Below are 24,686 nucleotides of genomic sequence, written 5' to 3' on the forward strand. Positions count from 1 at the left end.
TCTGCCTCTTTTTTAGTTTGTTGCCTGTCTTAACTACTTAAAATAATGTCTCTTTATTTTTGGCACGACTCGTGAATACATGTTTGGCGAGGAGTTACAAAAATGAAAATACTTCCACATCTCGAGCAAAACAATAAGGACCTGTCCGAACTTCTGGACAGGACTTCACAGGTAGAAAATTCACATCGTTCAGCAATGTTCGATACCTTTCTCTATTCCAGCCAGACCGAGGCGGAATCCTTCTATCAGCCGTTGCAGGAAACTGTTAACAGCTTTCAGTCTGTATATAATGAGGCGGAATCCTACAGCAGGGAAGCTGAGAGGGCTACTGATTATATTGACGAAGCAGCCAATAATGTCGCTTTGCAGGCGGTTGAAGAGCAGCCACAGAATATGAAGGTTAGCCGCGAGGACTGGGATAAAATCAAGGATGAACTCGAAGAATACGGCATGGACCGCAAGGATATCAACGAGCTCGAGGAAAAAGTGCTCAGCGAGAACGGTCTGACCTATGGTCAGCTGGTTTCTGAGCTTTCCGCTATGATGAAGGGATTGAAGGGAATTGACCTTACCCCTTTTCAGGAACAGAACCTGAATTCAATTTTCAGCAAGCTGGGCTTCACTCCAGATGAGTCCAAGTCCATGCTGGCCTCAATCAGGCAGGGCAATCTCGGGGATGTGGTAGAAAAGATGCAGCAGAAACTTGCTGCTATGCCTGACTCTCAGAAAATTCAGTTTTCAGAAGAAGAAACAAGAACCCTCAGCAGTCTGTTCAAGCTTTCCGGAGAAGACGGGAAAAAGATCGCACAGCTTTTTAATGCTCAGGGAACTACCGCTGCTGATCTTAAAAAAGGTTTTGCCGTTCTCAAAGATATTCTTGCAAAACAGCAGAATGCTCAGGATGCAAAGGATCTTAATCTGGTCAGGACCGTGGCTGATTCGCTGCGGGATGTCATGCAGAGAGCAACAGACCAGTCTCCCAGCAACTTCCGTATGGCCTCCGCTGATGTGATCAGCGATTCCATGGGCGCAGCCAAAGAAGTAAGTGAAAGTGTGAAGGAGGCCGGCCAGAACGGAGCGCAGAATGGAGGCCAGAACACCAGAGACGGTAAGGGCCAGGGATTCGAAGGCAGCCAGGAAAAGGGTATGAGCGACTCGGAGTCCAAGGACAACAAGCACTGGCTGAGCCAGATGCTTACTGATTCCAAGGACGTGGACAGCTGGACCTCATTTTTCGGCAAGCTTACTGACGAATCCGCAGCTGGTTTTGAGGGAAGGTCCAACGGCGGGATTTTCGGTGGCGCTATGGGAACTCTCCAGAATGCGGCAAAGTCCGCTCAGGCGGGCAAGGCAAATTCCATGTGGGAAAATAGTGCCCGGTCAAGCATTCTGGATCAGGTCCAGGAAGGAGCTTTCAAGAACCTCGGTCAGGGACGCAAGCAGCTTACCCTGCAGCTTAATCCCCATGATCTCGGTACTGTAAACGTTATGCTTCAGGTTAAGAACAAAGACGTTAAAGCGGTGCTCAGGGCTGAAAATCCTGATACTGCGAAAGTTCTTGCCGAGCAGCTTGATGTTGTTAAGCAGGCTCTGGAAGAGCAGGGTCTCAAGGTGGAAAAACTTGAGGTCCAGACCGGTATTGCAGACCGTGATACTCAAGGATCATGGCAGAATGCTGAGGATCATAACCAGGCACAATATCAGGAAATGATGTCCGAGATGCGACGTAGATGGAAAGTGCTTAGACAAGAAGGAACCTCTTTGGCCCAGGAAATGCACAGTGTACAGCAGACGGCAGCAATTTCCGGGAACGGATTGTACATTGTAGCTTAATGTAAGTTGATTGTTCTGACCTTAAATTAATGTGAACTGCTAAAGTCCGGGAAGCAGAGTGCTGGTGGCAGCACAGGATTTCCCGGAGTTTTTAAGCACCTGATAACTTAACATTAATTTAGAGTCGTGAATAAAAATAAAGAGGTAAATCATGGGATACGTAGGGTTCAGCAACATACTCGGCAGAGCAGAGGCCGACATGGCGGCAGCCAACCAGCCTAATCAGAAAAAATCGCTGGGACAGGATGAATTCCTGAAACTCCTGCTGGTACAGATGCAGAACCAGGACCCCGCAAATCCCATGGAAGATAAAGAGTACATGTCCCAGATGGCTCAGTTCTCAAGCCTCGAACAGCTCACTCAGCTTAACGGTTCCATGAAAAGCATGATCGACAACAACGCTCAGGACCAGATGGTTTCAGCTGTAGGATTCATCGGCAAGGAAGTCAGGGCGGAAGGTTACAACGTCAGCCGCGAAGGCGACAAAATCAGTAAAGTCTTCTACGGACTTGGCGAACCGGTAGCAAATGCTTTTATCAATATTTACGACCAAAACAACAACCTCGTCCGCACAGTTCAGCTCGGCTCCAAGGGCGAAGGGACTTATGAGTTCGAATGGGACGGAAAGGACTGGTCCGGCAAGGACGCGTCAGACGGGGTCTATACAATAGCCATGGCGGCGGAAGACGCAGACGGAAAGCCGGTTATGGTTAAGACAGAAGTAAGTGGTGAAGTGACAGGAGTTGTCGCTGAGGGCGGTCAGCAGTTTCTGCACCTCAAAGACGGTCGCTACATCAACTTCCTCAATATCAGAGAAGTAGTAAGTCCGACAGATGTTTCAGAACCAACCGGAGGCCAAGATGGGCAAGATGACCAGAAAGGTCAGGAAGACTAAAGGCTCAACGGCATGAGTCTGCTGGATCGGTAAAGGAAAACATCTGAGAGTCAACTGGACTTCAAGGAGGATCTCATGGGTATATCAGCATCATTATTCTCAGGCATAACAGGGCTGCAGGCACACGGTGACCGCATGTCCGTACTGGGTAACAACATCGCTAACGTCAACACTGTAGGCTTTAAAAGTGCAAGAATGCACTTTGAAGACGCCATCAGCCAGGACACCACCACAGCAACCGGAACCGCACAGGTCGGTCGCGGTGTGCAGGTGGGGGCAATTTATGCCGACTTCGCTCAGGGTTCTTTTGAGACTACCTCTGAAGCGACTGACCTCGCTATCGGCGGTGACGGATTTTTCATAGTGTCTCCCAAAAGTGAAGAGAGCACCTACTACACAAGGGCCGGTAACTTCCGTTTCGATAAAGACGGTTATCTGACCGACCCCCACGGTTACGTTCTCCAGGGTTGGGAAGTACAAAACAACAGCAATAACCAGATTGCTACCGGGACCACTGTAGATACTACTGATACCGTACGTACAATCGGGGTTCCGACTGATATCAGATTGGAAAACTTCCAGTCCGCACCTCAGGCCACCAGCAAGATCAACATGATGACAAACCTTGACTCGGGCGATGCAAGCCGCTCTACCAGTGCCAACAACCCTTACTTCTCTCTCTTTGAGGCCTGGGACGGAACAGCTGACCCGCCAATCGGTGATTCACTCTACGGTTATCAGTCGACCATCAAGGTTTATGATGCAAACGGTTCATCCCACAACGTGACCACTTATTTTGACCAGGTTACTCTCAGTAACGCCGGCGGTAAAAAGGTCTGGGAATTCATCGTGACCTGTGAACCTTCTGAAGATGGACGTATCGTCAGCGGAACCAGCACATTTCTGAACACATCCGCGGCCGGTATGCTCATGACAGGTACACTGACTTTCAACGCGGCTGGTGACCTCACCGGTGTATCCGCCTTCACCCTCAAGAGTGGTGTTGGTTCCGGTGGACTGAAGACTCTGTCCAACTGGACACTGGCAAACTTTTCTCAGGACGGGTTGCCGGTATTGACAGCAAACTTCCTGTCAACTTCAAACGCGAGTTTTACCGATTCCACAGAACCGACCACAATTGAAATGAACTTCGGTCTTTCAAACAAGGATCTTTCAGGAAGCGGTATCGGAAAGGGTTGGGATACCGGATCAGCCACGATTTCAAACGCCTCCCAGCTCGGTACTGATATTACCGACATAACCCGGATACCCAATTTCGGTGAGTCGGAAAAAAGTGCCCTGTCCACTACCAGTTACAGCTTAGGTTCAACCACTTTGTTCCAGTCTCAAGACGGTTACACCGCCGGATTTCTGCAGAGCGTATCCGTAAGCAGGGATGGAGTTCTGACCGGCCGTTACTCCAACGGGCAGATTCAGGAGCTTTATGTCCTGACCATCGCGGACTTCAACAATAACTGGGGATTGCGTCGAGAGGGCGGTAACCTCTTCAGCGAAACCAGAGAGTCTGGAGACGCGCTTACCGGAAGACCGAACACAGGAGGACGAGGCTCCATCGCTTCCAACTCTCTTGAGCAGTCCAACGTGGACCTTGCGGTTGAGTTCGTAAACATGATCACAACCCAGCGCGGATTCCAGGCGAACTCCAAGGTTATCACCACAACCGACTCCATGATGGGCGAACTTATCCAGCTCAAGCGTTAACAGGTGAATGATGTATCCTTAACGATGCTGAAAATATAGGAAACTCCTTCTACAACCTCCGCTGGCGGGATTGACTCCCCCGCCAGCACAGGTACCCGGTAACCCCGCTTTCGAATATGCCGTTTCGAAAGTGGGGTTATCTTTTGCTGTTTTCATTAAGTAATATAAAGGGTCTTTATTCAGGATTATCCTGTCCGCAGAATGTTCCTGATTCCTCACATTAGAATCAAAAACCCGGATATCGCAGCGCTTTTGTAACATCCCGCCAGGAATGAATAAATTTTAGTGCTGTAATTTTGGCGGCTAGGGAAAAAAATGACGTCGTGAGGCTCTCAGGGGCGGGAAAAAATTGACTATCGGAGGTAATATTAAGAAGTCTAGACTTTATTTATATACTTAAAGTATTGTATTATAAAAACAAAGTGTGTTTGGCATGTCTGATGCTTAAGACTGGTTAACAAAAACGGAATTTTGTGAACTACAAGGAGGTTCAGATATGTCCTTAGTCATCAACCACAACCTTATGGCAATGCACGCCTCGCGAAACCTGCAGGAATCGTATGGCGACCTCGGCGTCTCAACTCGTCGCCTCTCATCCGGTTTGAGAGTCGGAACCGCAGCAGATGATGCCGCCGGACTGGCAATTCGCGAACTCATGCGCGCTGACATCAAATCCCTTAACCAGGGTATGAGAAACGCAAACGATGCGATTTCCATGATTCAGACCGCAGACGGCGCACTTCAGGTAATTGACGAAAAGCTCATTCGAATGAAAGAGCTCGCAACTCAGGCATCCACCGGTACCTACAACTCTGACCAGCGTCTGATCATCGATTCCGAGTTTCAGGCCATGGCTTCAGAAATCACCCGTATCGCAAATGCAACCGACTTTAACGGTATTCACCTGCTTAACGGTAACCTTTCCGGTGACAACTCCGCCCACAACGGTAACGGTCTCCACTCCACCGGTCCTCTGAAGGTTCACTTCGGAACAGGTAACGACAGTGCAGAGGATTACTACTATATTTCCATAGGCAACTCTACTGCATCTTCCCTGGGTGTACAGACTTCCATCTCAACCCAGGCCCTTGCACAGGCGGCTCTTGATAAGCTTCAGAACGCTATCATTTCAAAAGACAAGATCCGTGCGAGCCTCGGTGGAATGCAGAACAGGCTGGAAAACACCATCACCAACCTTTCCATTCAGGCTGAAAACGTCCAGGCAGCTGAGTCTCGAATCTCAGATGTCGACGTAGCAACCGAAATGACCGAGTTCGTGCGTAATCAGATTCTCACTCAGTCGGCAGTTGCCATGCTGTCGCAGGCGAACTCACTGCCGAAGATGGCTATGCAGCTCATCGGCGGTTAGTAGCCAATGAACCGGGTGACGATTAAGGACTGTGGAGGCGATTGATCACCGCCTCCCGGTCCTTGATAAAACTTCAATTATGAAGGAAATTACCCGGAAGTATTATCAGGCTGTCTCTTCCTTAAAGCTCAAATGCTCCAAAGCGGTTGCCGCCGCTGTCTGTTCAGCCTTTTTCAGGCTTGATCCTTCCGAAATGAAAACAGTACCATCCGGTAACGTAAGCTTTACCTTGAATATCTTTTCGTGTTCAGGGCCGCTTGTACCACTCAGTATGTAGGTAGGTCTTTCCTTGAACATTGCCTGGGTGACTTCCTGCAGTTTGCTTTTGAAGTCCTTTGAGCTTTCTATCATGCAGGTTTCCGGCCACCTTCCCTCAAGGAGTTTTAAAATAAGCTTCCTTGCTTCCTGATATCCTCCATCCAGAAAAACAGCTCCTATAACTGCTTCCATGGCATCGGCAAGCAGTGAGGAACGGTTGCGTCCGCCTTGTGCCTCCTCACCCCGTCCAAGCCTTAGAAATTCATTGAGCTTGATTTCCAGTGCAATTGAGGCCAGACTTTTCTCTTTGACCAATTTTGATCTTATTTTGGTTAACTGGCCTTCATGGGCATCCTTGAATCTTTTGAAAAGTTCTTCGGTGACACATAGTTCCAGAACCGCGTCTCCAAGAAATTCCATTCTTTCGTTATCCTCAACGGGTTCAGATTGCTCATTTGCCCATGAACTGTGAGTGAGTGCGATTGCTAAATGCTTGACTTGAGAAAATCGATAGTGGATACCTTGCTGGAGGCGAGAAAACTCTTCTACCATAAAAAACCTGCTTGGATTTATATTAATAATGTATTCGTATTCTTGTTTAAAGGCTTTGTTCGAGCCGGAATCCATCGCTGTTGTCGGATCTTCTCCGGAGGATCGCGAGCCCGGACTGATTGTCTCCAATCTTCTTGCTTCAGGATATAAGGGTAAAATATACCCCGTCAATGGTGAAGGAGAAGAAGTTCATGGAATCAGTGCACTTTCATCGGTCAAAAAACTGCCTAGGTCAACTGATCTGGCAGTAATTTGCCTGCCTGCGGCAGAAGTTGCCCCAGTTGTAGACCTTCTGGCTGAGATTCCGGTGCGGGCTGTAATTGTAACCAGTGAAGGTTTCGGTGAGATCGGCCGTGACGGTTACCAGCTTGAGTTGAATCTCGGGCGAAAAGCCAAACAAAATGATATGATCATTCTGGGCCCTAACTGCATGGGGCTGATGAATACGTCACTCTCAATGAATGTCAGCCTTGATCCGCAGTTCACTTCTCCGGGGAATATCGCGTTTTTTTCACAGTCAGGCGCAATCTGTTCAACTGCACTTGACTGGGCCAATTGTGAAGGGGTCGGTTTTTCCAAGTTCATAAGTCTTGGAAACAAGGCTGTTCTCGGTGAAGCCACCATGCTCAGTTATCTGGCAAATGACCCGGAAACAAAAGTTATTGTGGGGTACTGCGAGACTTTAAATGACGGTCAGGACTTTCTGCGCACTGCTTACGACACCACCTTCAAGAAGCCGCTTATTCTTCTGAGGGCAGGAGAAACACCTTCCGGCGCGCGGGCGGCATCGGCCCATGCCGGTGCTTTGACCGGCGCGACCACCGCTTACAATGCTGCTTTCAGGCAGACCGGTGTCATGCAGGCCGTTGATATAGCGGATATGTTCAATCTTGCGCATGCCTTTTCCTGTCAGCCTCTGCCGCAGGGGAGCAATGTTGCCATTGTTTCAAATTCAGGTGGCCCCGGAATATTGGCGGCAGATATGTGTGAAAAGGGATCATTGAATATAACACGTCCCTCATCAGCCACTCTTGACCGGATGAAAAATATTCTTCCCGCTTATGCTTCACTTTACAACCCGGTGGATATGCTTGGTGACGCTACGGCTGAAACATACCGGGAAACTTTGAAAGCGGTCGCAGAGGACGATGTTTTCCATTCCATACTTGTAATTCTCAGTCCGGCAGCGAATATTGTTAACGATGTGGAAAAAGTTGCCGCTGACATCATTGCCCTTGAAAAAGAATGTTCCAAGCCTATTGTTACATGTTTTATGGGCGGATTTTCCGTTGGAAAGGCTCGGGCATTGCTGCGTGGAGCCGGAATTCCATGTTATGATTTTCCTGAAACCGCTGTCCGCAGTCTGGATGCCATGACCAGCTGTTACCGCTGGCAGAAGAAAGACTGGCCTATTGAGGTCTGTTTCAGGCGTGATTACTCCAAAGCAAAAAGTATTGTGGACAACTGCAAGCTGACCGGACTCGGTGAGCTGGTTGAACTTGATGCGCAGAATCTTGCCTCGGCTTATGAACTGCCTGTTCCTGAAACCGTTCTGGCCCGAACTTCCAATCAGGCAGCAAAAGCCGCCAAGCGGATCGGATATCCGGTTGTTTTGAAAGTTGCGTCCCCTCAGATTTCCCGCAAGCAGGAATTGGGGCTGGTAATAACAGGGATTAAAACTCCTCAGGAGCTTCGCAAGGCTTTTCTCGAAATTACCACCCGTGCGGCCAGACGCTGCAAGGATGCCTATATTACCGGATGTCTGGTGCAGGCTATGGGACCGGTGGATGCTCAGGAGATAGCAATACATTTCAGGCGGGATGCACAGTTCGGACCTTTGGTGAGTTTTTCTCTGGCAGGGCTTCACGAAGATATGCTTGGTGATGTATCATCAAGGCTGGCTCCTCTGGCATTGAATGACGCACAGGAAATGATCCGGGAGATAAAAGCTTACCCCATACTGCGCGGAGTTCGATTCGGCAGTGCGGTTGACCTTGGTGCTCTTGAGGATATTCTGCTTATGGTTTCCCAAATGGCTACTGATCTCCCTGAGATTCAGGAAGCTGAGTTTAATCCCGTTCTAGCCGGTCCTGACGGAGCTGTTGTAGCCAATATGCGTATGACTGTAGGCTAGATTTTTTTAGATGGCATGCTCAATCTGAATTGTGTGCCTGTTTTTGACGAGAAGTTTATAATTCAACTTTAAATTCCAGCTTTCCTTGCTCGAATTTTAAGATTTTTACATACATTTTTGACTTATTACGATTTAAGGAGTTTGTTCTATGTCCGGTTTGTATATTGGATCCACAAGCGGCTATTCGGGCAAGAATATGATTGTTATGGGGTTGGGACTCCATTTCCAGAAACAGGGAATCAGTCTGGGATATATGAAACCGGTGGGTGCGATCCCGACTGAGAAGGAAGGGCAGCTCGGCGATGAGGACGCCTTTTTTATTCAGAACGTTCTGGGTGTTTCCAACCCGCCGAATGTAGTAACGCCTGTTGTGGTTACTCATGATTTCAAGGTGCAGGCTTTCAACGGCAAGGTTGAGGACCATGTGCAGCCCATTGTTGACGGTTATGCCAAGATCAGCGCGGATAAGGATCTAACGCTGGTTGCCGGGTCCGGTTCAATGTACTCGGGAAAATACTGTGGTGTGGACGGCATTCATCTGGTCAAAAAGCTGGGCATAAAAAGTATTGTAATCGACCGTTTTCAGAAAGAGCTCAATTATGACTATCTGGTTGTACTCAAGGAAGCACTGGGGGACAATCTGGCAGGGGTCATATTAAATGATATTCCTCCTACTTTCATGGACGAGATTACCACTCTGATAAAACCTTTTCTGGAGCGTAAGGGGGTAAAAGTCCTCGGGGTTATTCCCAAAGATCCGCTGATGGGGACTATCAAGGTCGGAGATCTGGCGGACAGGCTGGGCGGTAAAATAATTTCCGCTCACAATCGCACTGATCTTCCGGTGGAAAGCTTTCTGATCGGGACAATGCAGGTAGAGAACTTCATGACTCACTTCCGCAGGCATAGAAATTCTGCGGTTATTGTCGGCGGAGACCGTTCAGATGTTCAACTGGTTGCCCTTGAAGGGGAGTGCCCGTGTCTTGTCCTCACCGGAAATCTTTACCCCAATGATATTATCCTTACCCGCTCCGAGGTTCTTGAAACTCCGATCATCATGGTCCGGGATGATACTTTTTCTGTGGCTAAAAAGATGGAAGACATCCTTTCAAGGCACAAACTCCGTGAATCCGCCAAAATCGAGCACGGTGTGAAGCTTGTGGAAAAGCATATCGATTTCGGATACCTGAAAAAAGAACTGGGATTAAAATATTAGATTCCGAGTCAAAGTATAGTCAGTATATTGTATAAAAACAGCCATGTTATCGGGTGATAGCATGGCTGTTTTTGTTTGAAAGGGTTATGCCTGTGCTGCAAGATTAATCAATGCCGGGAGGTATTTCTTGCTGAAAAATAGATATTTTCGGTGGAAGGCACTTGCTTAAGGACGTTTCCTGATCCTTATGAGAGCAGTCTAAAATTTATTGAAAATAGGATTGTTGTTTTTTTCATGTTTAACGGTTGTCATAGGGCCGTGCCCTGAGAAGATTCTGGTAGTCTCTGGCAGAATGAATATGCGTTTTTCAACAGATTCAATCAACTGGTCATGGTTTCCGCCGGGGAAGTCTGTCCTTCCGGCAGAAATCATGAAAATAAGGTCGCCGACAAAAACGCTTTCAATGGAGGGGAAAAAATAGGAAAAGCTTCCAGGGGTGTGCCCCGGAGTTTCGAGAACCATGACCGGACTGCCCAAAGCCTTTGTTCTTCCCGGCTGGAGCTCGGTTATTTCAAAGTCGGTCATATGGGAAAATTCTTTTGATCCACCGTAGTTGATACTGACGTCATTGAGAAACAGGTCCTTTGTATTGCCGTAGACGGGGGCCTGGGTTATTTTTTTCAGGTCTGCGACTCCGCCGATATGGTCAAAATGAAGGTGTGTAAGGTAGATTGCCTGAACATTTAGGTTGCGACTGTGGATTGCCCGCAGGAGAGGCATCGGTTCAAGGCCGCAGTCGATAACAATTGCATCGCTGCCGGATGTCAGAAGGTAGCAGTTGGTTTCAAGGGGACCTAAAACGAAAGTTTCAACAGTAATATTAGCCATGGGAACCTTGACTGGAAGTCGGCGATAGAGTGAAATCCGTTTGATTAAACGTAAACACCAAGGATTAAGAATGCTTTACTTTCTGGGCAACTGTCAAATGGATTTCCTCAGCCGTGAGGTTGGGGAGCGTGGACTCGATGTTTCTTATCGCGTACTGGCCTCTCCTTTTACCTATAACAGTTCCCCCGCAAAGATTCCTCAGAAGCTTGAAGATTTTGATCGAAAACTTGGGCTCAAGGATTTTTATCATGGCAGGATTCTTTCACATCAATTTGAGATGATAAGTCCTAATGATCCGGAGCCGGAACTCATTGTGCTGAATCTCTTTCATGAGAACAGTCCCCTGTTTATTCACGATGAACACAAGTACATTTTTTTTATAGACCCCAAGTCATGGGAAGAGCACCCGGAATTTGAAAACTGGATGAAGTCCAATTTCGGAATGATCGGCGCGAATCCGGCAACCTATCTCAAAAGATATTCAGAGATGCTGGTGAACCTGAGAAAACAATATCCGCATGTCCCGGTTGTTGTCGTGTCACGTCTTTCACATTTTCCGGCATTCGGCCCTGATCCTTATTCCTATCTGGAGGGGTGGGGGAATCTGTGGCAGTCGGCGGCTGACATTTTCAGACAATGGGAGGCTGAGATTGACGGTCTTTCCGTCATTGATATGGACCGTATTTTCGGGGGAATCTGGGCCGGATCGGATAAACGCATTGAATCACACTGCCCGTTTCTCAAGTTTGAATTGACTGAAGAAAATAACGTTATAACAGGGCTTCATGCCAGCCGCGATGTGGAACATATCGGTTCTATGTGGAAGGTTCTGGCTGGTAAAATAGAGTTCTTTATGGCTGAGGGGGAAGTCCGGTACAATGAGGATGAAACTGTTCCGAATGAGTGGATGATTCCTTGGCAGCCTGAAAAAATTGATCATGACAAGTTACTTGAAATACTTTCTTCCGGGGGGAATTATCTTTGTGCCCGGGCGATAGGCAGTTTTTTTCTGGATCTCAATAATGACTACACTGAACTTATGGTGGAGACTGCCGGGTTGACTCCGGTTTGTCATAACACACTGCATATGATCAGAACCTACGGACGGATCTGGAGAAATCCACGTCTTGCCAACTGGTGCAGGGAACATAGAAAAACAGCTGAAGCATTTACAGCTAATGGACCGCTATACATGCAGGATTACTTGAATCGGTTGGATGCAATTGAAGAATTTGTACTGAACTCCTGACCTTCAGGGTGCGGCCTGCATATCATACCTGCCAAGTAACTGTTTTAATTCTCCGGACATCTTCATTCTGTTTATTTCATTGTTAAATCTGCGGATGAATATCTCAGGAGTGTTTCTACGGGAGAATCCAATATAGTAGTTGATAACCTTGTCTGTGCCGGTATACTTGATGTTTTTTGCCTGAATCTTTTTTATCGTGGCCATTCCAACATCTTTGTTTGAATAAACAGCATCGACTCTGCATCGGGCCAGTTTACGGAATTGGCTTATATCATCCGGTGTCAAATCGACAAATACGTTGTTTTTTATATTTTTAATCAGTTTTTCAAGTTGTACCGAAGTGTTGGAAGGCCCGTAGACTCCGACTCTTTTTCCTTTAAGGCTTTCAGGTCCTGAATATCCTAAGGGTGATTCAAGGCATTCGAAAAAACCATATTCGGCGCTTATGATAGGCGGCGAAAAAGATATCCATTTTTCTCTTTCCTGATTTTTGCCAATCATGAATAAAGCCTGACACTGACCTTTTTTTACCATAAGTATCGACCTGCGCCATGGCTGTATGGAAATTGTGTAATCAGCATTTATTCTATTACATACCGTGCGAATGATTTCAGCTCCCGGTCCCCCGATTCTGTTGTCCTTCAAATATGAATATGGATAAAAATCCTGTGTAGCAAAGGAGATTTTAATTTTTGCTTCAGCTGTTGCAAAATAGCAGAACAATAGAAAAAGGACTGTTAAAGCAATAAGTGTTTTTTTCACGGGGGTCTCCTGACTTTTGAATGCAATAAGCCGGGGCCTGAGATTATTAATTTCACTTTAGCAGGGCAGGGGATATTGAGCAATGAGTTGTTGAAAATAAACGGAGGGTTGTTGAACGGGTTAGTTTATAGTTTGTATAATTTAATCGGCAGCTGTAACACCGAATTTTCGGGCGATGCTGTTAAGTTCACCTGTCTTTTTCATTTTCAGAAGCTCACGGTTGAACTGCTGAAATAGCTTTTCGGCAGTGCTTATTCTGGAAAAGCCGATGTGGTAGTATATTTTTTTATCCATGTGAGCATAACGGATATTGCTAAGCTCCATTTGCCTGATAGTGGCTAGGCCGACTTCTTTTGTACAGTATACAGCATCGAGCCTGCATCTGGACAGTTTGCGGAAGAGAGAAGGGTTATCCGTGAAAACTTCGATAGTGAATGCGTTGCCGAGTTCTTTTCTTATTTTTTCGAGATTGAAAGAAAGGTTGGAGGGACCATACACCCCTATGGTCATTCCTTTCATTTTTTGGGCTGGAGAATAGGTAAACTTTTTTTCTTCACACTCGAAGAAGCCATATTCAGTGCTGAAAACAGGAGTTGAATAAAAGAGCCATTTTTCGCGGGGTTTGTTCCAACCCACTGAGAATAAGCCCTGAACATGGCCGGCTCTGGTCATGGCCTCAGCGCGCCGCCATGGGTAAAGCCCAATTGAACAGGTCTTATTAAGCTTGGCGCAAACGTTTTTTACTAATTCAACGGCAGGACCTGCAGGTTCCCCGGATTTCTGGTAGTTGAAAGGAGGCAGTTCTTCTGTTGCGAAGTTCAAGGTAACATCATCTTCAGCCTGTGCATTTGAAACAGAGAGCAGCAGGGAAAGGCAGACAAAAACGGCTGTGATGATTTTTACCATTTAGTGCTTCAACTTGTTTGAGTGTGACTGATCGCTCCATGATTCGCATGGAGCGATCAATCTAGCATTTAATTATATATTTTACAAAAGGTCTGAAGTCAGCCGGCTGAAGGGATTCGCTCAGCTTTGAGTGCTCCCAGCAGAGCCTCGTCCAATGAAGGGTGGGGGAATACAACTTTATGAATGTCGTTCTTGGTCCATCCTTCCTGAACAATCATGGCTGCAGCAGTTGTGAAGCCTGAAACATGGTGTCCCACAGCTGTAATCCCGGCAACTCTGCCATCCAGCCAGACCACCTTAACGAAACCTTGAGTAGCTGCGTAAGCTTGAGCGATAGGGTTGGCCACCAGCGGGAATGACGATGTTTCAACCTTGCCTTTGCCTGTTAGGTCGGAAGGCATGAGCCCTACACGCATGGTTTCAGGAGCGCCGTAAAGAATTGAAGGGATCGGTCCGTGCTCATAGGCACTGTCAGTTTTGCCGGTAATCCTGCGGACTACATACCCGGCCTGATGACTTGCAGCATGAGCCAGCAGAACCCTGCCATTCAGGTCTCCGATGGCATAGACATTTTCTGCCGCTTCGAGGTTCTCATTCACTTTCACAAAGCCCGGGCCTTCGGTCTCCACTTCCAGTGCTTCCAGTCCGATGTCCTTGGAATTGGGACGGCGTCCGATGGCGATAAGTGCTTTGTCCGCGGTGAATTCCTGTCCGTCTTCAGTGCGCAGAACCGCTTTGCCGTCTTCCGCAGTTACGGATTTAACCTTTACACCGAGATTGAATTTCCATTTGTGGCGTTTAAAAACACCCTGAAGAGCTTTTGACACTTCCGGGTCTTCATAAACCGCAATACGGTCCAGCGCGTCCACCACTGTGATTTCAGTTCCGGTGCGGCTTGCTATCTGGGCCATTTCAAGACCGATAAATCCGGCACCGATAACCAGCAGGGATTCCGGCATTTCAGTTAATGACAGGAAACCGCTGTTATCGAGGATTGTTTCATTGTCCGGCTCAAGTCCGGGAAACACTGTGGGGTGGGATCCGGTTGCCAGAATCAGGTTCCTGTATTCGAGAACAGCTTTTTCTTCCGGGTGGGCAACTTCCACCTTGCCGGGCTCAATCACTTTCGCGGTTGCGGGATAGATATCAATTCCGAGTTTCTTGGCTTTCTGGGCCATAGCCTTGCGGGTCGCGCCAATGAAACGGTCCTTCTTGGTGCAAAGGGCTTTGAAATCTATTTCAATTTCACCTTTGGCCACTTTGGCTTTGGTCTGGGCGGCCAGTTCATCAACCGGAGAAGTCGCCCCGAGGTATAACTTGGTGGGTATGCAGCCCACGTTAAGGCAGGTTCCGCCAAGCAGGTCTTTTTCAACCAGTGCGACTTTAATTCCTTCTTCGGCCGCTTCAATGGCAGCGTCAAAACCGCCGGGACCGGCTCCCACGACCACAAGGTCGTAGGAGCGGTTTTCAGTCGGGAAATCACTAGAGGTCATCGGTGATCACCATATCACGGGCGGCTTTGGTTTCATCCAGTCTCTTCACGGACATGGAGGATGGAGCGGCCTGAATGAATTCAGGATTGTTCTCTGCCTGCTCGGCGATCTCAATGAGATCGTCCACAAAACGGTCGAGAGTTTCCTTGTTCTCAGTTTCAGTCGGTTCGATCATCATGCATTCCTTGACGATAAGCGGGAAGTAGATGGTCGGGGCATGGTGGCCTTTGTCCAACAGGGCCTTTGCTACATCAAGGGCGCGTACACCGTTCTGGGCCTGCTTGACTGCGGAAGCTACAAACTCATGCATGCAGATGCGGTTGTGCGGAATTTCAAAATGGTCTTCAAGGCGTTTGCGCATGTAGTTGGCACCGAGAACAGCACCCTCGGTCGCTCTTATAAGGCCTTCTTTTCCGAGACGGAGCATATATGCGTATGCTTTCAGATAAACACCGAAGTTGCCGTAAAAGGGGGCAACGTAACCGATTGATTTGGGTTCGTCGTAGGCAAGGCAGTACTGACCGTCTTCAAGCTTCTTGACTCTTGAAATGGGCAGGAAAGGGACCAGTCTTTCACTTACTCCGACAGGTCCGGAACCTGGTCCGCCACCGCCGTGAGGGGGTCCCAGAGTCTTGTGCAGATTGAGGTGGACGATGTCGAACCCGGCATCTCCGACACGAAGCTTACCCATGATGGCGTTCATGTTTGCTCCGTCATAGTAGAGCAGAGCGTCTTTCTCATGGATCATTTTCACCAGCTCGGGCAGATGGGTCTCGAAAAGGCCGAGGGTGTTGGGACAGGTCATCATTACACCTGCCACTTCGTCATCAAGAACTTCCGCCAGAGCCTCAGGGGTAATGATACCGTCTGTGGATTCCACGGAAACAACATCATATCCGGCAACTGCTGCGGATGCCGGGTTGGTTCCGTGCGCGGAGTCCGGGCAGATTATTTTGGTCTTTTTGTTGCCCTTGTCTGCGTGGTAAGCAGCCATGAGCATTACCCCGGTAAGTTCTCCGTGTGCTCCGGCCATGGGGTGCATGGTGAATGCGGCCATTCCGGTAAGCTCACTGAGCAGGCTTTCTGTCTCATGAATTACAGCAAGAGCTCCCTGGCAGTGGCGTCCTGCTCCCTTGAGCTGGGAGATAACCGGATGCAGCTTGGCGAATCCGGGCAGGGCCGCTACCTTTTCGGTGAACTTGGGATTGTATTTCATGGTGCAGGAACCAAGCGGATAAAAGTTGGAATCCACACCGAAGTTTTTCTGGGAAAGTTTTGTGAAGTGGCGAACCACGTCAAGCTCGGAAAGAGAGGGCATACCTGCTTCTTCGCGCAGAAGTTCAGCGGGTATCAGCTGCTCGATTTTTTTCTTGGGCTCTTCAGGCCAGCAGCCCTCACGACCGGGAACGGATTTTTTGAATACTGTTTTCATTAGATTGCCCCCCGCAGAATTTCGGCAAAAATGCCGATCTGTTCTTCAGTGGTCTTTTCAGTGCATGCCACCAGCAGAACGTTTTCAAGTCCTTCGTAGTAGCGGCCCACGGGAAAACCGGGAATTATACCGCGTTCGGTAAGCTTGTCGATAATCTCAAATGCGTTGACCGGAAGAGTTACGGCAAATTCATTGCCGAATGGGCCTTTGGTGAACAGTTCAACGCCTTCAATGGCGGTAAGCCTTTCTGCAGCATAGTGGGCGCGTTCCACACTCAGGGTGGCGGTCCGTCGAAGGCCTTCCTCGCCGAGCAGGCAGAGGTGGATAAGAGAGCGCAGAGCGCAGAGAGCCTGGTTGGAGCAGATATTGGAAGTGGCTTTCTGACGGCGGATGTGCTGTTCACGGGCCTGCAGTGTGAGCACGTAACCGGTGTTGCCGTCTTCATCAACGGTTCTTCCGGCCATTCTTCCGGGCATCTGGCGGACAAGGGCTTTGGTACAGGTCATAATACCGAGGTAAGGGCCTCCGAAAGAAAGTGGCTGCCCGATGGACTGACCGTCGGCAACGGCAATGTCCGCTCCCATCTGGCCCGGAGTTTTAAGCACGGACTGGAGAACCGGATAAGTGGACATAATGGCAACAGCCTTATGTTCATGAACAGATTCAAACAGTTCGGTGAAGTCGTTTACAGAACCGAAAAAGTTGGGGTTCTGCACTATGACTGCGGCGGTATCCTTGTCCACAGCGGCGGTCAGGGACTTAATGTTGGTACGGCCCTGATCGTGGGGCACGGTTACCAGTTCAAGTTTGAGGTTGGTGGTATAGGAATCCAGCATAACCCTGTAGATGGGGTTCAGTGCTTCGCTTATGATGATTTTTCTGCGTCTGGTCTTGCGCACAGCCATCAGTGTGGCTTCATAAAGTGCGGAACCTCCATCATAAACCGAAGCATTGGCGTAATCCAGATCCAGAAGTCTTGCCATGGCGGTCTGGTATTCAAAAATCGCCTGCAGGGTTCCCTGAGAAGATTCGGGCTGGTATGGAGTGTATGCTGTATAGAATTCACTGCGGGAAGAGAGAGCGTCTACCGCAGAGGGGATAAAGTGGTCATAGAATCCGGCTCCGAGAAAGCTGGTAAGGTCGGTGGTGTTTTTGGAAGCAAGCTTTTCAAGTTTGTCCAGAACAGCCATTTCACTTTTCCCTTCAGGCAGTTCGAAGCTCTTTGGACGCAGTTCCACCGGGATTTCGGCAAACAGGTCGTCAACTGAGCTTACGCCGATAACTTCAAGCATTTCCCGGATTTCTTCCGGGGAATGAGGCACGTAAGGCATTTTGTCCTCCAGTATAAAAATTAAATCCCCGCAGACGTAAATGGTCAGCGGGGAATTATTGAAATAACTTTTATGAATTGCTCCGGTCTAGTGGGCTTCTTCTTCGGTCACCTTTTCATAGGCTGCTGCATCAAGAAGGCCATCGGTGGAACCGGTGACTTTAACTTTGATCATCCAGCCTTCACCGTACGGGTCTTCGTTGACCTTTTCGGGAGCGTCTTCCAGAGCCTCGTTTACCGCGATAACCTTGAAGTCAACGGGAGCGTAAACTTCGCTTGCAGCTTTAACAGATTCGATGGAGCCGAATTCGTCACCTGCCGCGAAGGTGTCGCCTTCCTGGGGCAGTTCAACGAAAGTAAGGTCGCCGAGCTGTTCCTGAGCAAAGTGAGTGATGCCGATAGTAGCGCTGTCGCCGTCAACTTTGAGCCATTCGTGAGATTTGGCGTAAAGAAGTTCCTGAGGGATCATGAAGCCTCCTTCTATAGATGTAGAACTGAATTATTGTGTTTCCTGACGTGTTGTTCAAAGAACTTTCAGTTGATAGCATTCCTGCTTAAGAAATAAAAGCCTTGAATAAGGCCAAAATCCACAAAATTTATATGTAAAATTGACGAATATTAGAAAATGGAATGATTCTGTTACGTTGTGATTGAATACTCCGTGTTACCAAAACTTGTGTTTTGACGAAAAAAAGCATACGCATACGCACAAATGTTTGCTCTTGAGTTTTTATTTCAATATACTGCCTAAAGTTTTTCTGTTTAATGCAATTAATTTGTTCATTTAATATAGATAGATACCTTGTTCGATAACATGTCTGAAAAACGTGAAACAATTGAGGTCAGCACTGCCGGAAGAATATGGAAGATAGAAAGGACTGCTGATCTGGAGACTCTCTGGGAGTCCATCGGTGAAGATGACTTCGGTGATGACGAAAGGCTGCCCTATTGGGCGGAACTCTGGCCCGCAAGTGTTCTTCTGGGGGACTGGATTTACCGCAATACCGATCTGATTAAAGGGAAGCGCTGCCTTGATCTGGGATGCGGGCTGGGGTTGACCGCGATCATAGGCCAGTCCCGCGGGGCAGAGGTTACAGCTTTCGATTATGAAATTGAGCCTCTTTATTTTGCCAGAGATAATGCGAAGCTGAATTCTATCTCCCAGCCGTTGTGGCTGCAGATGGACTGGCGTGACCCAGCCCTTGCCGACCGCTCCTTTGATTTTATATGGGGCGGTGATGTTCTGTATGAGAAAAGATTTTTTGATCCGCTGGAGAAACTGTTCCGGCGGGTACTTAAGCCCGGTGGTGTTATCTGGATGGCTGAGCCTGTGCGTGATGTCTCTGTCTCTGTCTGGGAACGGCTTGAGGGAATGGGATGGAAGACCTCACTCCCGCTCACAGAAAAAGCCGCCTGCTGTCATGCTGAAATGACCGTGAATATCCGTGAGGTAGTCCGCGGTCCGCAAATGTAATTAATACGGAGGGTTGAAAAATGGGTAAAACAATACGTTTCGGGGTATCCCTTGATTCCGACCTGCTGGAAAAATTTGACAAGCTTTGTGATGAAAAAAGCTATCAGACCCGTTCCGAAGCAATTCGAGATCTGATTCGGAATATGCTGGTTGAAAAGGAATGGGACGAGACGGAAGGTGAAATGGCCGGAACTCTTTCTCTTGTTTACGATCACCACCACAGCGGTCTGTCTCAACGTCTGACCGAATTGCAGCACGACAGCCATGACCTGATCATGTCCACTCTGCACGTACATCTGGACCATGACAACTGCCTGGAAGTTCTGGTCCTTAAGGGTGACGGAAAAGCAATTAAAGAACTGGCGCACAGGCTTATTTCCACAAAAGGCGTAAAGCACGGTAAACTCGGTTTGACAACAACCGGTGAAACTCTGGTTTAGCCCGGCTCCGGGGGCAGCACGCAATTTGCCCCTGTTGATTGAGGAGACCGGGGTTATCTGGAACATCTGGCGTTTCTTTGCCGGAAGATTCTGTTTCCGGTATTGGAGTTGTCAGTCTGATCTCCCCCAATTGACAAGTGTAGCTCTGTTTTAAAGAATGTAGCTAAATTCAATACGTTCGGCGGATTATTATTATAAATAATTTTGGAGAAAACATAGGAACTTTATAGGTCTATGAACCCCGAAGGAATTACCGGAAGGATCTCCGAAATGCCGCCTGAGCATTCCAAGGAAAAAAATGGAAGACGTACAGAACAGTCCCGCCAAGGTCGCCATGTCTATCGACCGAGTCGGAGTGCGGGACCTCACACTGCCCCTTGTTGTCCGCGACCGGGAGTCCGGAAGCCAGAATACCATGGCTAAAGTAGCCTTGTCTGTTGATCTGCCCGCCCATTTCAAGGGAACTCATATGAGCAGGTTTGTCGAAGCTCTGGAAGACTGGACCGAGGAACTGGATTACAAAAGTTTTTATAATCTGCTCAGTGATATAAGGCGCAGGCTTGAGGCTCGAAGTGCCCACGCAGAGTTGAGTTTTCCTTATTGTCTCAAGAAGAAATCACCGGTCAGCGGACGTTCTGGCTTCATGAGTTATGAGTGTACCGTTGAAGGTGAGCTGGTGAATGATGAGCTGGAATTTACTCTGGGCGTGAAAGTTCCGGTCATGACTGTCTGTCCCTGCTCAAAGGCGATAAGTGACGAAGGTGCGCACAGCCAGAGGGCTGTTGTCCATATCAGAACCAGATCCAAAGGTTTTGTCTGGATTGAGGATCTGGTGGAGATCGCAGAAGGCTCCGGTTCATGTGAGGTGTACTCTCTTCTCAAGCGTGAGGATGAAAAGCACGTTACAGAGAAAAGTTTTTCCAATCCGACATTTGTTGAGGATGTAGTCAGAAATGCCGCTAATGGTCTGGAAAAACATCCTAAAATATTCTGGTACAAAGTGGACGTGGAAAGTTTTGAGTCGATTCACAATCATTGTGCATTCGCAAGTATTGCCAAAAGAGTTTGAGTGATTATTATATAAGTAAGGAGGCAGAGGGGGATTACCTCCTCAAGTTCTCCGCAGACAGCCGCAGTTGCTTACCGAATGGATAGAGCGATTGCGGCGACATCTTTTAATTAAATTATAAGCAAACAGAGCCTTGAAGATCAGATTTTCAAGGCTCTGTTTGCTTTTTTTAACGTATGGAAAATATTTGAATAGCAGTCTCAGACCGCGTCAACATGAAAAATATTTCACCACACAATCTGGGGATATCCAAAAGATATAATACTTAGTTTTTCTCAACAGAAAAAGGCCAGCCAGCCTGACCTTCTGTCAGGATGAAAAGTCTGTAGGGAGCGATTCCCTGTTCCGCGAGGTGTTTGATTGTTCTTTCCGCTCCGCCTTTACCTCTGGGGCAGATAACAACGATATCCTGTTTAGTGTTTTTGAGTTTGGCGATGGAGTCAGCCAGTTTTGCCTTGTCCTCGGCAGATTTAACAGGGTAGGCGCATGTTTTTATTGCACCTTTGATGTGATGGGCCGCGAATTCATCTGCCACTTGAATATCAACGATTGCAATATCAGCACCATTCTGCACTGCATTGTTCAGAGAGGCGGCACTCATGTAGTTGTACTCGGCTTTCATGGCGTATGCAGCACTTGAAAGCACGAGCAGCATAATTACGGCAATTGCAGATGTCAGTGTTTTTCTGGAAAATTTCATTGTTATCTCCTGATAGGGTTGAGTGTTTGTTAATTTCATACCCTCAGGATGTATTTTGGGTCGAATACTAATATATGATCGGTTTTGGTTGGAGTTATCAGGTATTCAGATCAAACATTTCTAAAATTTAGCCTGCAGAACAGTTCTCAGTTTTTCAATTCTCTTACGGTTGACTGAAAAATCCGAATAGCCAATCCGTGCGGCGGAGCGTACTTCGATCAGCCCCTTTTCTTTCAGGTAATAGCACTCCAGATCATCGGGAAAACGGAAGATTTTGCTGCGGAAAACCGCATGCAGGTAAGGTCCTTCAGATTTGGTAACCTCTCCTCCCATTTCCGTAATTGCTGTGCGGATTGCAGCCATGACCGATTCGGTGTCTCCTGTGGCTTTAATCGCACTTACCCTGTGACTGCTCTCTGTGGCTTGCGAGGAGACACAGTTGGGAGAATCCGGGCATGGACTGAGTTTGCCATCCCGCACTCCGAGATTACCCGGAATCCCGGATGTCAGGGAAAGCCAGAAGATACATGCTATGCCCGCCGCGATGATAAAAAATATTATTTTATAAGTCATGGGTGCAGGATATGCTGTTACCGTGTTTTTGGGCAACACTTAAATTTATATTGTTCAAGTGTTCTTATATTTAAAGGCGGTTGGGGTAATTTTGAACAAGTTGTGGAAAAATGTGTTCGTAATAATTGGCGCCATGTTTTAACGGATAGCCCCGAAGCGTCATCTCTATGTACGTTGCTTAAACTTGTGCTGCAGGCAGGGAATGGAAAAAAATGAAAAGGTCTTGAAATGATGAAATAAAGCAGCCCCGACCAGATTTAGGACGGGGCTGTGGGTATGAAAGGTAAAAAAGTCAGAACGGGTTGGTCTTGATACAGAAGGACCCTTCTTTGAGGAGGTCTGAAATACTTATTTCGTCAAGTGCCGCATACATGGCTTTGCTTGCTTTGACCCAGACCTCGCGAGTGGGGCAGTTGTCTATTCTGTGGCAAAGATCGTCATTGTCCAGACATTCAACCAGTCCGGCTTCACCTTCGAGGCTTCTGACAACATCACCAACTGAAATGTTTTCGGGGTCCATTGCCAGCGTATGTCCGCCACCGGGGCCTCTTTTGCTGGAAATGAATCCTGCTCGTTTGAGTTCGCGGATCAGCTTTTCAAGATACTTGGTAGAGAGTCCTTGACGGCTGGCGATATCGCTGATGCGAACGGGGCCGGTTCTGCAGTGCATGGCAATGTCCAGCATCATTCTGGTTCCGTATCTGCTTCGTGTAGTAAGTCTCATGTATCTTCCTTTTTATTTTCATACCTAATTAGAGAAGTAATTTCCCGGGGTCAAGTAAATCAGGCTTTGGGGCCGTCGATTCTTTGATTGCTCTAGGTTAACATATTGTAAATTATATATTTTACTTTTGAAATAATTTTTCATCAAAAGCTTGTGTTTTTGATAATCATTCGATAAAAGCGTATATTGGCATGTCTGCGTGGATTTTAAAAGTGCAGATAAAAAGACCAATCTGGAGAAAATTATGAGCCCGAAAAACAACGGGAAGAAAGAGTTTGATGTAATTATTGTCGGCGGTGGCCCCGCAGGACTTTTCGCCGCATACTATCTAGGTGAAAACACTGATCTTGATGTGCTGGTCATTGAGAAGGGAAAGTCTTCTCTCAAAAGGCATTGCCCCATTACCGGGGACCAGGAATGCATTAAGTGCAAACCTTGCAATATCCTGTCCGGTGTCGGCGGAGCTGGCCTTTTTTCCGATGGTAAGCTCAACTATATCCATAAACTGGGAAAGACTGACCTGACTCAGTTTATGCCGGTTTCCGAAGCTAAGAAGCTCATTGATGAAACTGAAGAAATTTTCAATCGTTTCAATATGGACGGGAAGGTTTTTCCGACCGATATGGAAACAGCTAAAAATATACGTAAGGATGCGCTCAAGAACGGCATCGACCTGCTGCTTATCAAGCAGAAGCATCTGGGCAGTGACAACCTTCCTGGACACATTGCAGGCATGGCTGAATACTGTGAGCAGAAGGGTGTCGTGTTCCAGACCGGTGAGGCTGTGGAGGATATCCTTATTGAAAACGGTGAACTTGCCGGTGTTGTAACCAAAAAGAATGAATACCGCGCAAAGAACGTGATTCTTGCTCCCGGCCGGGTCGGTTCCGAATGGATGGGATCCGTGGCGAAGAGACACGATCTTGCAATCACCCAGCGCGGTATTGAAGTCGGTGTACGTGTTGAAGTTCACGGCGATATCATGCGGGATCTTTGCAGCGTGATTTATGATCCGACTTTCTTCATCCGCACTAATACCTATGACGATCAGGTCCGTACCTTCTGTACAAACCAGGGCGGATTTGTCGCACTTGAAAACTATCAGGATTTCGTTTGTGTAAACGGTCATGCTTATATGGACAAGAAATCCGAGAACACAAACTTCGCCTTTTTGTCCAAGGTTGTGCTTGAAGAGCCGGTGACTGATAACCAGGCATACGGTGAATCCATTGGCAAGCTGGCGACAATCATCGGTGGCGGCAAGCCTATCCTGCAGCGTTTCGGCGACCTCAAGCGTGGGCGTCGTTCCACATGGAACCGGGTGCGCAACAGCTTTGTCGAGCCTACCATGAAAAACGTCACCTGCGGTGACATCGCTATGGCACTGCCCGAGCGTATTGTTAGAAACCTCATTGAAGGTCTTGAAAAACTAAATGAAGTTGTTCCCGGTGTTGCGAACGAGGAAACCCTCCTCTACGCTCCGGAGATTAAGTTCTTCTCCACTCAGGTTGAGACTTCCAATGTGCTTGAAACAGCTCTTGAGGGACTTTTTGTTGCCGGAGACGGTCCCGGTGTTGCCGGAAACATTGTTTCAGCTTCCGCGACCGGAATAATCCCCGCTAAAGAGATTGCTAAGCGCGCAAAAAAATAATCCGGAATTTAAAAAGAAACTTTTTTTCGTTTTTAGTCTATAAGAAGCCGTAATGTCTTAAAGATATTACGGCTTT

22 protein-coding genes are annotated in these 24,686 nt (G+C 47.8%); 11 read left to right on the top strand and 11 right to left on the bottom strand.

Annotated features, from left to right (window positions below):
* Positions 1-102 precede the first annotated feature (102 nt).
* The 4 genes from ACZ5PW_RS06775 (at position 103) to ACZ5PW_RS06790 (ending at position 5,819) form a co-directional block, all read left to right on the top strand.
* On the top strand, positions 103-1,833 hold the full coding sequence (locus ACZ5PW_RS06775) for a flagellar hook-length control protein FliK (protein WP_464559194.1): 1,731 nt from the start codon (positions 103-105) through the stop codon (positions 1,831-1,833).
* A 151-nt stretch (positions 1,834-1,984) separates the two neighbouring features.
* On the top strand, positions 1,985-2,728 hold the full coding sequence (locus ACZ5PW_RS06780; RefSeq protein ID WP_464559196.1) for a flagellar hook assembly protein FlgD: 744 nt from the start codon (positions 1,985-1,987) through the stop codon (positions 2,726-2,728).
* A 75-nt stretch (positions 2,729-2,803) separates the two neighbouring features.
* Positions 2,804-4,450, top strand: a complete 1,647-nt coding sequence (locus ACZ5PW_RS06785) for a flagellar hook protein FlgE (RefSeq protein WP_464559198.1) — start codon at positions 2,804-2,806, stop codon at positions 4,448-4,450.
* Positions 4,451-4,946: 496 nt separating this feature from the next.
* The gene (locus ACZ5PW_RS06790; protein WP_464559200.1) at positions 4,947-5,819 is read left to right on the top strand and encodes a flagellin N-terminal helical domain-containing protein; all 873 of its coding nucleotides are present in this window, start codon (positions 4,947-4,949) and stop codon (positions 5,817-5,819) included.
* A gap of 105 nt (positions 5,820-5,924) precedes the next feature.
* Here the strand turns inward: ACZ5PW_RS06790 and rnc are convergent, their stop codons facing one another.
* Positions 5,925-6,629, bottom strand: a complete 705-nt coding sequence (rnc, locus tag ACZ5PW_RS06795) for a ribonuclease III (RefSeq protein WP_464559202.1) — start codon at positions 6,627-6,629, stop codon at positions 5,925-5,927.
* Positions 6,630-6,657: 28 nt separating this feature from the next.
* Here rnc and ACZ5PW_RS06800 point away from each other — a divergent pair, with 28 nt between their 5' ends.
* Both ACZ5PW_RS06800 and ACZ5PW_RS06805 read left to right on the top strand, forming a co-directional pair.
* Positions 6,658-8,763, top strand: a complete 2,106-nt coding sequence (locus ACZ5PW_RS06800) for an acetate--CoA ligase family protein (RefSeq protein ID WP_464559204.1) — start codon at positions 6,658-6,660, stop codon at positions 8,761-8,763.
* 148 nt (positions 8,764-8,911) lie between these two features.
* A complete protein-coding gene (locus ACZ5PW_RS06805) occupies positions 8,912-9,979 on the top strand; it encodes a phosphotransacetylase family protein (RefSeq protein WP_464559206.1) in 1,068 nt (355 codons plus the stop codon).
* A gap of 198 nt (positions 9,980-10,177) precedes the next feature.
* Here the strand turns inward: ACZ5PW_RS06805 and ACZ5PW_RS06810 are convergent, their stop codons facing one another.
* On the bottom strand, positions 10,178-10,807 hold the full coding sequence (locus ACZ5PW_RS06810; protein WP_464559208.1) for an MBL fold metallo-hydrolase: 630 nt from the start codon (positions 10,805-10,807) through the stop codon (positions 10,178-10,180).
* 70 nt (positions 10,808-10,877) lie between these two features.
* On the opposite strand from ACZ5PW_RS06810, the gene ACZ5PW_RS06815 reads away from it, so the two are divergent.
* On the top strand, positions 10,878-12,056 hold the full coding sequence (locus ACZ5PW_RS06815; protein WP_464559210.1) for an SGNH/GDSL hydrolase family protein: 1,179 nt from the start codon (positions 10,878-10,880) through the stop codon (positions 12,054-12,056).
* 3 nt (positions 12,057-12,059) lie between these two features.
* Here the strand turns inward: ACZ5PW_RS06815 and ACZ5PW_RS06820 are convergent, their stop codons facing one another.
* The 6 genes from ACZ5PW_RS06820 to gcvH form a co-directional block, all read right to left on the bottom strand.
* Positions 12,060-12,818 carry a substrate-binding periplasmic protein gene (locus tag ACZ5PW_RS06820; RefSeq protein ID WP_464559212.1) on the bottom strand — a complete coding sequence of 253 codons (759 nt, stop codon included), beginning with the start codon at positions 12,816-12,818 and terminating at the stop codon, positions 12,060-12,062.
* 141 nt (positions 12,819-12,959) lie between these two features.
* Entirely contained in the window at positions 12,960-13,724 is a 765-nt protein-coding gene (locus tag ACZ5PW_RS06825; RefSeq protein WP_464559214.1) for a substrate-binding periplasmic protein, read from the bottom strand.
* A 98-nt stretch (positions 13,725-13,822) separates the two neighbouring features.
* The gene (locus ACZ5PW_RS06830; protein ID WP_464559216.1) at positions 13,823-15,217 is read right to left on the bottom strand and encodes a dihydrolipoyl dehydrogenase family protein; all 1,395 of its coding nucleotides are present in this window, start codon (positions 15,215-15,217) and stop codon (positions 13,823-13,825) included.
* On the bottom strand, positions 15,207-16,649 hold the full coding sequence (gcvPB, locus tag ACZ5PW_RS06835) for an aminomethyl-transferring glycine dehydrogenase subunit GcvPB (protein WP_464559218.1): 1,443 nt from the start codon (positions 16,647-16,649) through the stop codon (positions 15,207-15,209). Before gcvPB ends, ACZ5PW_RS06830 begins: the two co-directional genes overlap by 11 nt.
* A complete protein-coding gene (gcvPA, locus tag ACZ5PW_RS06840; protein ID WP_464559220.1) occupies positions 16,649-17,980 on the bottom strand; it encodes an aminomethyl-transferring glycine dehydrogenase subunit GcvPA in 1,332 nt (443 codons plus the stop codon). The genes gcvPB and gcvPA overlap by 1 nt, the downstream gene beginning before the upstream one ends.
* An 87-nt stretch (positions 17,981-18,067) precedes the next feature.
* Positions 18,068-18,448 (bottom strand): glycine cleavage system protein GcvH, encoded by a 381-nt coding sequence (gcvH, locus tag ACZ5PW_RS06845; protein WP_464559222.1) that lies wholly within the window; start codon positions 18,446-18,448, stop codon positions 18,068-18,070.
* A 345-nt stretch (positions 18,449-18,793) separates the two neighbouring features.
* Here gcvH and ACZ5PW_RS06850 point away from each other — a divergent pair, with 345 nt between their 5' ends.
* The 3 genes from ACZ5PW_RS06850 (at position 18,794) to folE2 (ending at position 20,962) form a co-directional block, all read left to right on the top strand.
* The gene (locus ACZ5PW_RS06850; RefSeq protein ID WP_464559224.1) at positions 18,794-19,453 is read left to right on the top strand and encodes a class I SAM-dependent methyltransferase; all 660 of its coding nucleotides are present in this window, start codon (positions 18,794-18,796) and stop codon (positions 19,451-19,453) included.
* Positions 19,454-19,473: 20 nt separating this feature from the next.
* On the top strand, positions 19,474-19,893 hold the full coding sequence (gene nikR / locus ACZ5PW_RS06855) for a nickel-responsive transcriptional regulator NikR (protein WP_464559226.1): 420 nt from the start codon (positions 19,474-19,476) through the stop codon (positions 19,891-19,893).
* A 298-nt stretch (positions 19,894-20,191) separates the two neighbouring features.
* Positions 20,192-20,962 carry a GTP cyclohydrolase FolE2 gene (gene folE2, locus ACZ5PW_RS06860; protein ID WP_464559228.1) on the top strand — a complete coding sequence of 257 codons (771 nt, stop codon included), beginning with the start codon at positions 20,192-20,194 and terminating at the stop codon, positions 20,960-20,962.
* Between the two features lie 265 nt (positions 20,963-21,227).
* On the opposite strand, the gene ACZ5PW_RS06865 is transcribed toward folE2, so the two are convergent.
* From ACZ5PW_RS06865 to ACZ5PW_RS06875, 3 genes are all read right to left on the bottom strand, one after another.
* A complete protein-coding gene (locus ACZ5PW_RS06865; RefSeq protein ID WP_464559230.1) occupies positions 21,228-21,662 on the bottom strand; it encodes a rhodanese-like domain-containing protein in 435 nt (144 codons plus the stop codon).
* A gap of 120 nt (positions 21,663-21,782) precedes the next feature.
* Positions 21,783-22,235: a DUF1499 domain-containing protein gene (locus tag ACZ5PW_RS06870; RefSeq protein WP_464559232.1), complete on the bottom strand. Its 453-nt coding sequence runs from the start codon at positions 22,233-22,235 to the stop codon at positions 21,783-21,785.
* Between the two features lie 292 nt (positions 22,236-22,527).
* Entirely contained in the window at positions 22,528-22,959 is a 432-nt protein-coding gene (locus tag ACZ5PW_RS06875; protein ID WP_464559234.1) for an RrF2 family transcriptional regulator, read from the bottom strand.
* A gap of 244 nt (positions 22,960-23,203) precedes the next feature.
* Here ACZ5PW_RS06875 and ACZ5PW_RS06880 point away from each other — a divergent pair, with 244 nt between their 5' ends.
* Positions 23,204-24,610: an NAD(P)/FAD-dependent oxidoreductase gene (locus tag ACZ5PW_RS06880; RefSeq protein ID WP_464559236.1), complete on the top strand. Its 1,407-nt coding sequence runs from the start codon at positions 23,204-23,206 to the stop codon at positions 24,608-24,610.
* Positions 24,611-24,686 lie beyond the last annotated feature (76 nt).

The sequence above is a fragment of the Maridesulfovibrio salinus genome (assembly GCF_055394525.1).

Bases quoted from the DNA above. Each gene is read 5' to 3' on its own strand.
- ACZ5PW_RS06775 (WP_464559194.1), top strand. From the start codon at position 103: ATGAAAATACTTCCACATCTCGAGCAAAACAATAAGGACCTGTCCGAA.
- ACZ5PW_RS06780 (WP_464559196.1), top strand. From the start codon at position 1,985: ATGGGATACGTAGGGTTCAGCAACATACTCGGCAGAGCAGAGGCCGAC.
- ACZ5PW_RS06785 (WP_464559198.1), top strand. From the start codon at position 2,804: ATGGGTATATCAGCATCATTATTCTCAGGCATAACAGGGCTGCAGGCA.
- ACZ5PW_RS06790 (WP_464559200.1), top strand. From the start codon at position 4,947: ATGTCCTTAGTCATCAACCACAACCTTATGGCAATGCACGCCTCGCGA.
- rnc (WP_464559202.1), bottom strand. From the start codon at position 6,629: ATGGTAGAAGAGTTTTCTCGCCTCCAGCAAGGTATCCACTATCGATTT.
- ACZ5PW_RS06800 (WP_464559204.1), top strand. From the start codon at position 6,658: ATGTATTCGTATTCTTGTTTAAAGGCTTTGTTCGAGCCGGAATCCATC.
- ACZ5PW_RS06805 (WP_464559206.1), top strand. From the start codon at position 8,912: ATGTCCGGTTTGTATATTGGATCCACAAGCGGCTATTCGGGCAAGAAT.
- ACZ5PW_RS06810 (WP_464559208.1), bottom strand. From the start codon at position 10,807: ATGGCTAATATTACTGTTGAAACTTTCGTTTTAGGTCCCCTTGAAACC.
- ACZ5PW_RS06815 (WP_464559210.1), top strand. From the start codon at position 10,878: ATGCTTTACTTTCTGGGCAACTGTCAAATGGATTTCCTCAGCCGTGAG.
- ACZ5PW_RS06825 (WP_464559214.1), bottom strand. From the start codon at position 13,724: ATGGTAAAAATCATCACAGCCGTTTTTGTCTGCCTTTCCCTGCTGCTC.
- ACZ5PW_RS06830 (WP_464559216.1), bottom strand. From the start codon at position 15,217: ATGACCTCTAGTGATTTCCCGACTGAAAACCGCTCCTACGACCTTGTG.
- gcvPB (WP_464559218.1), bottom strand. From the start codon at position 16,649: ATGAAAACAGTATTCAAAAAATCCGTTCCCGGTCGTGAGGGCTGCTGG.
- gcvPA (WP_464559220.1), bottom strand. From the start codon at position 17,980: ATGCCTTACGTGCCTCATTCCCCGGAAGAAATCCGGGAAATGCTTGAA.
- gcvH (WP_464559222.1), bottom strand. From the start codon at position 18,448: ATGATCCCTCAGGAACTTCTTTACGCCAAATCTCACGAATGGCTCAAA.
- ACZ5PW_RS06850 (WP_464559224.1), top strand. From the start codon at position 18,794: ATGTCTGAAAAACGTGAAACAATTGAGGTCAGCACTGCCGGAAGAATA.
- nikR (WP_464559226.1), top strand. From the start codon at position 19,474: ATGGGTAAAACAATACGTTTCGGGGTATCCCTTGATTCCGACCTGCTG.
- folE2 (WP_464559228.1), top strand. From the start codon at position 20,192: ATGGAAGACGTACAGAACAGTCCCGCCAAGGTCGCCATGTCTATCGAC.
- ACZ5PW_RS06865 (WP_464559230.1), bottom strand. From the start codon at position 21,662: ATGAAATTTTCCAGAAAAACACTGACATCTGCAATTGCCGTAATTATG.
- ACZ5PW_RS06870 (WP_464559232.1), bottom strand. From the start codon at position 22,235: ATGACTTATAAAATAATATTTTTTATCATCGCGGCGGGCATAGCATGT.
- ACZ5PW_RS06875 (WP_464559234.1), bottom strand. From the start codon at position 22,959: ATGAGACTTACTACACGAAGCAGATACGGAACCAGAATGATGCTGGAC.
- ACZ5PW_RS06880 (WP_464559236.1), top strand. From the start codon at position 23,204: ATGAGCCCGAAAAACAACGGGAAGAAAGAGTTTGATGTAATTATTGTC.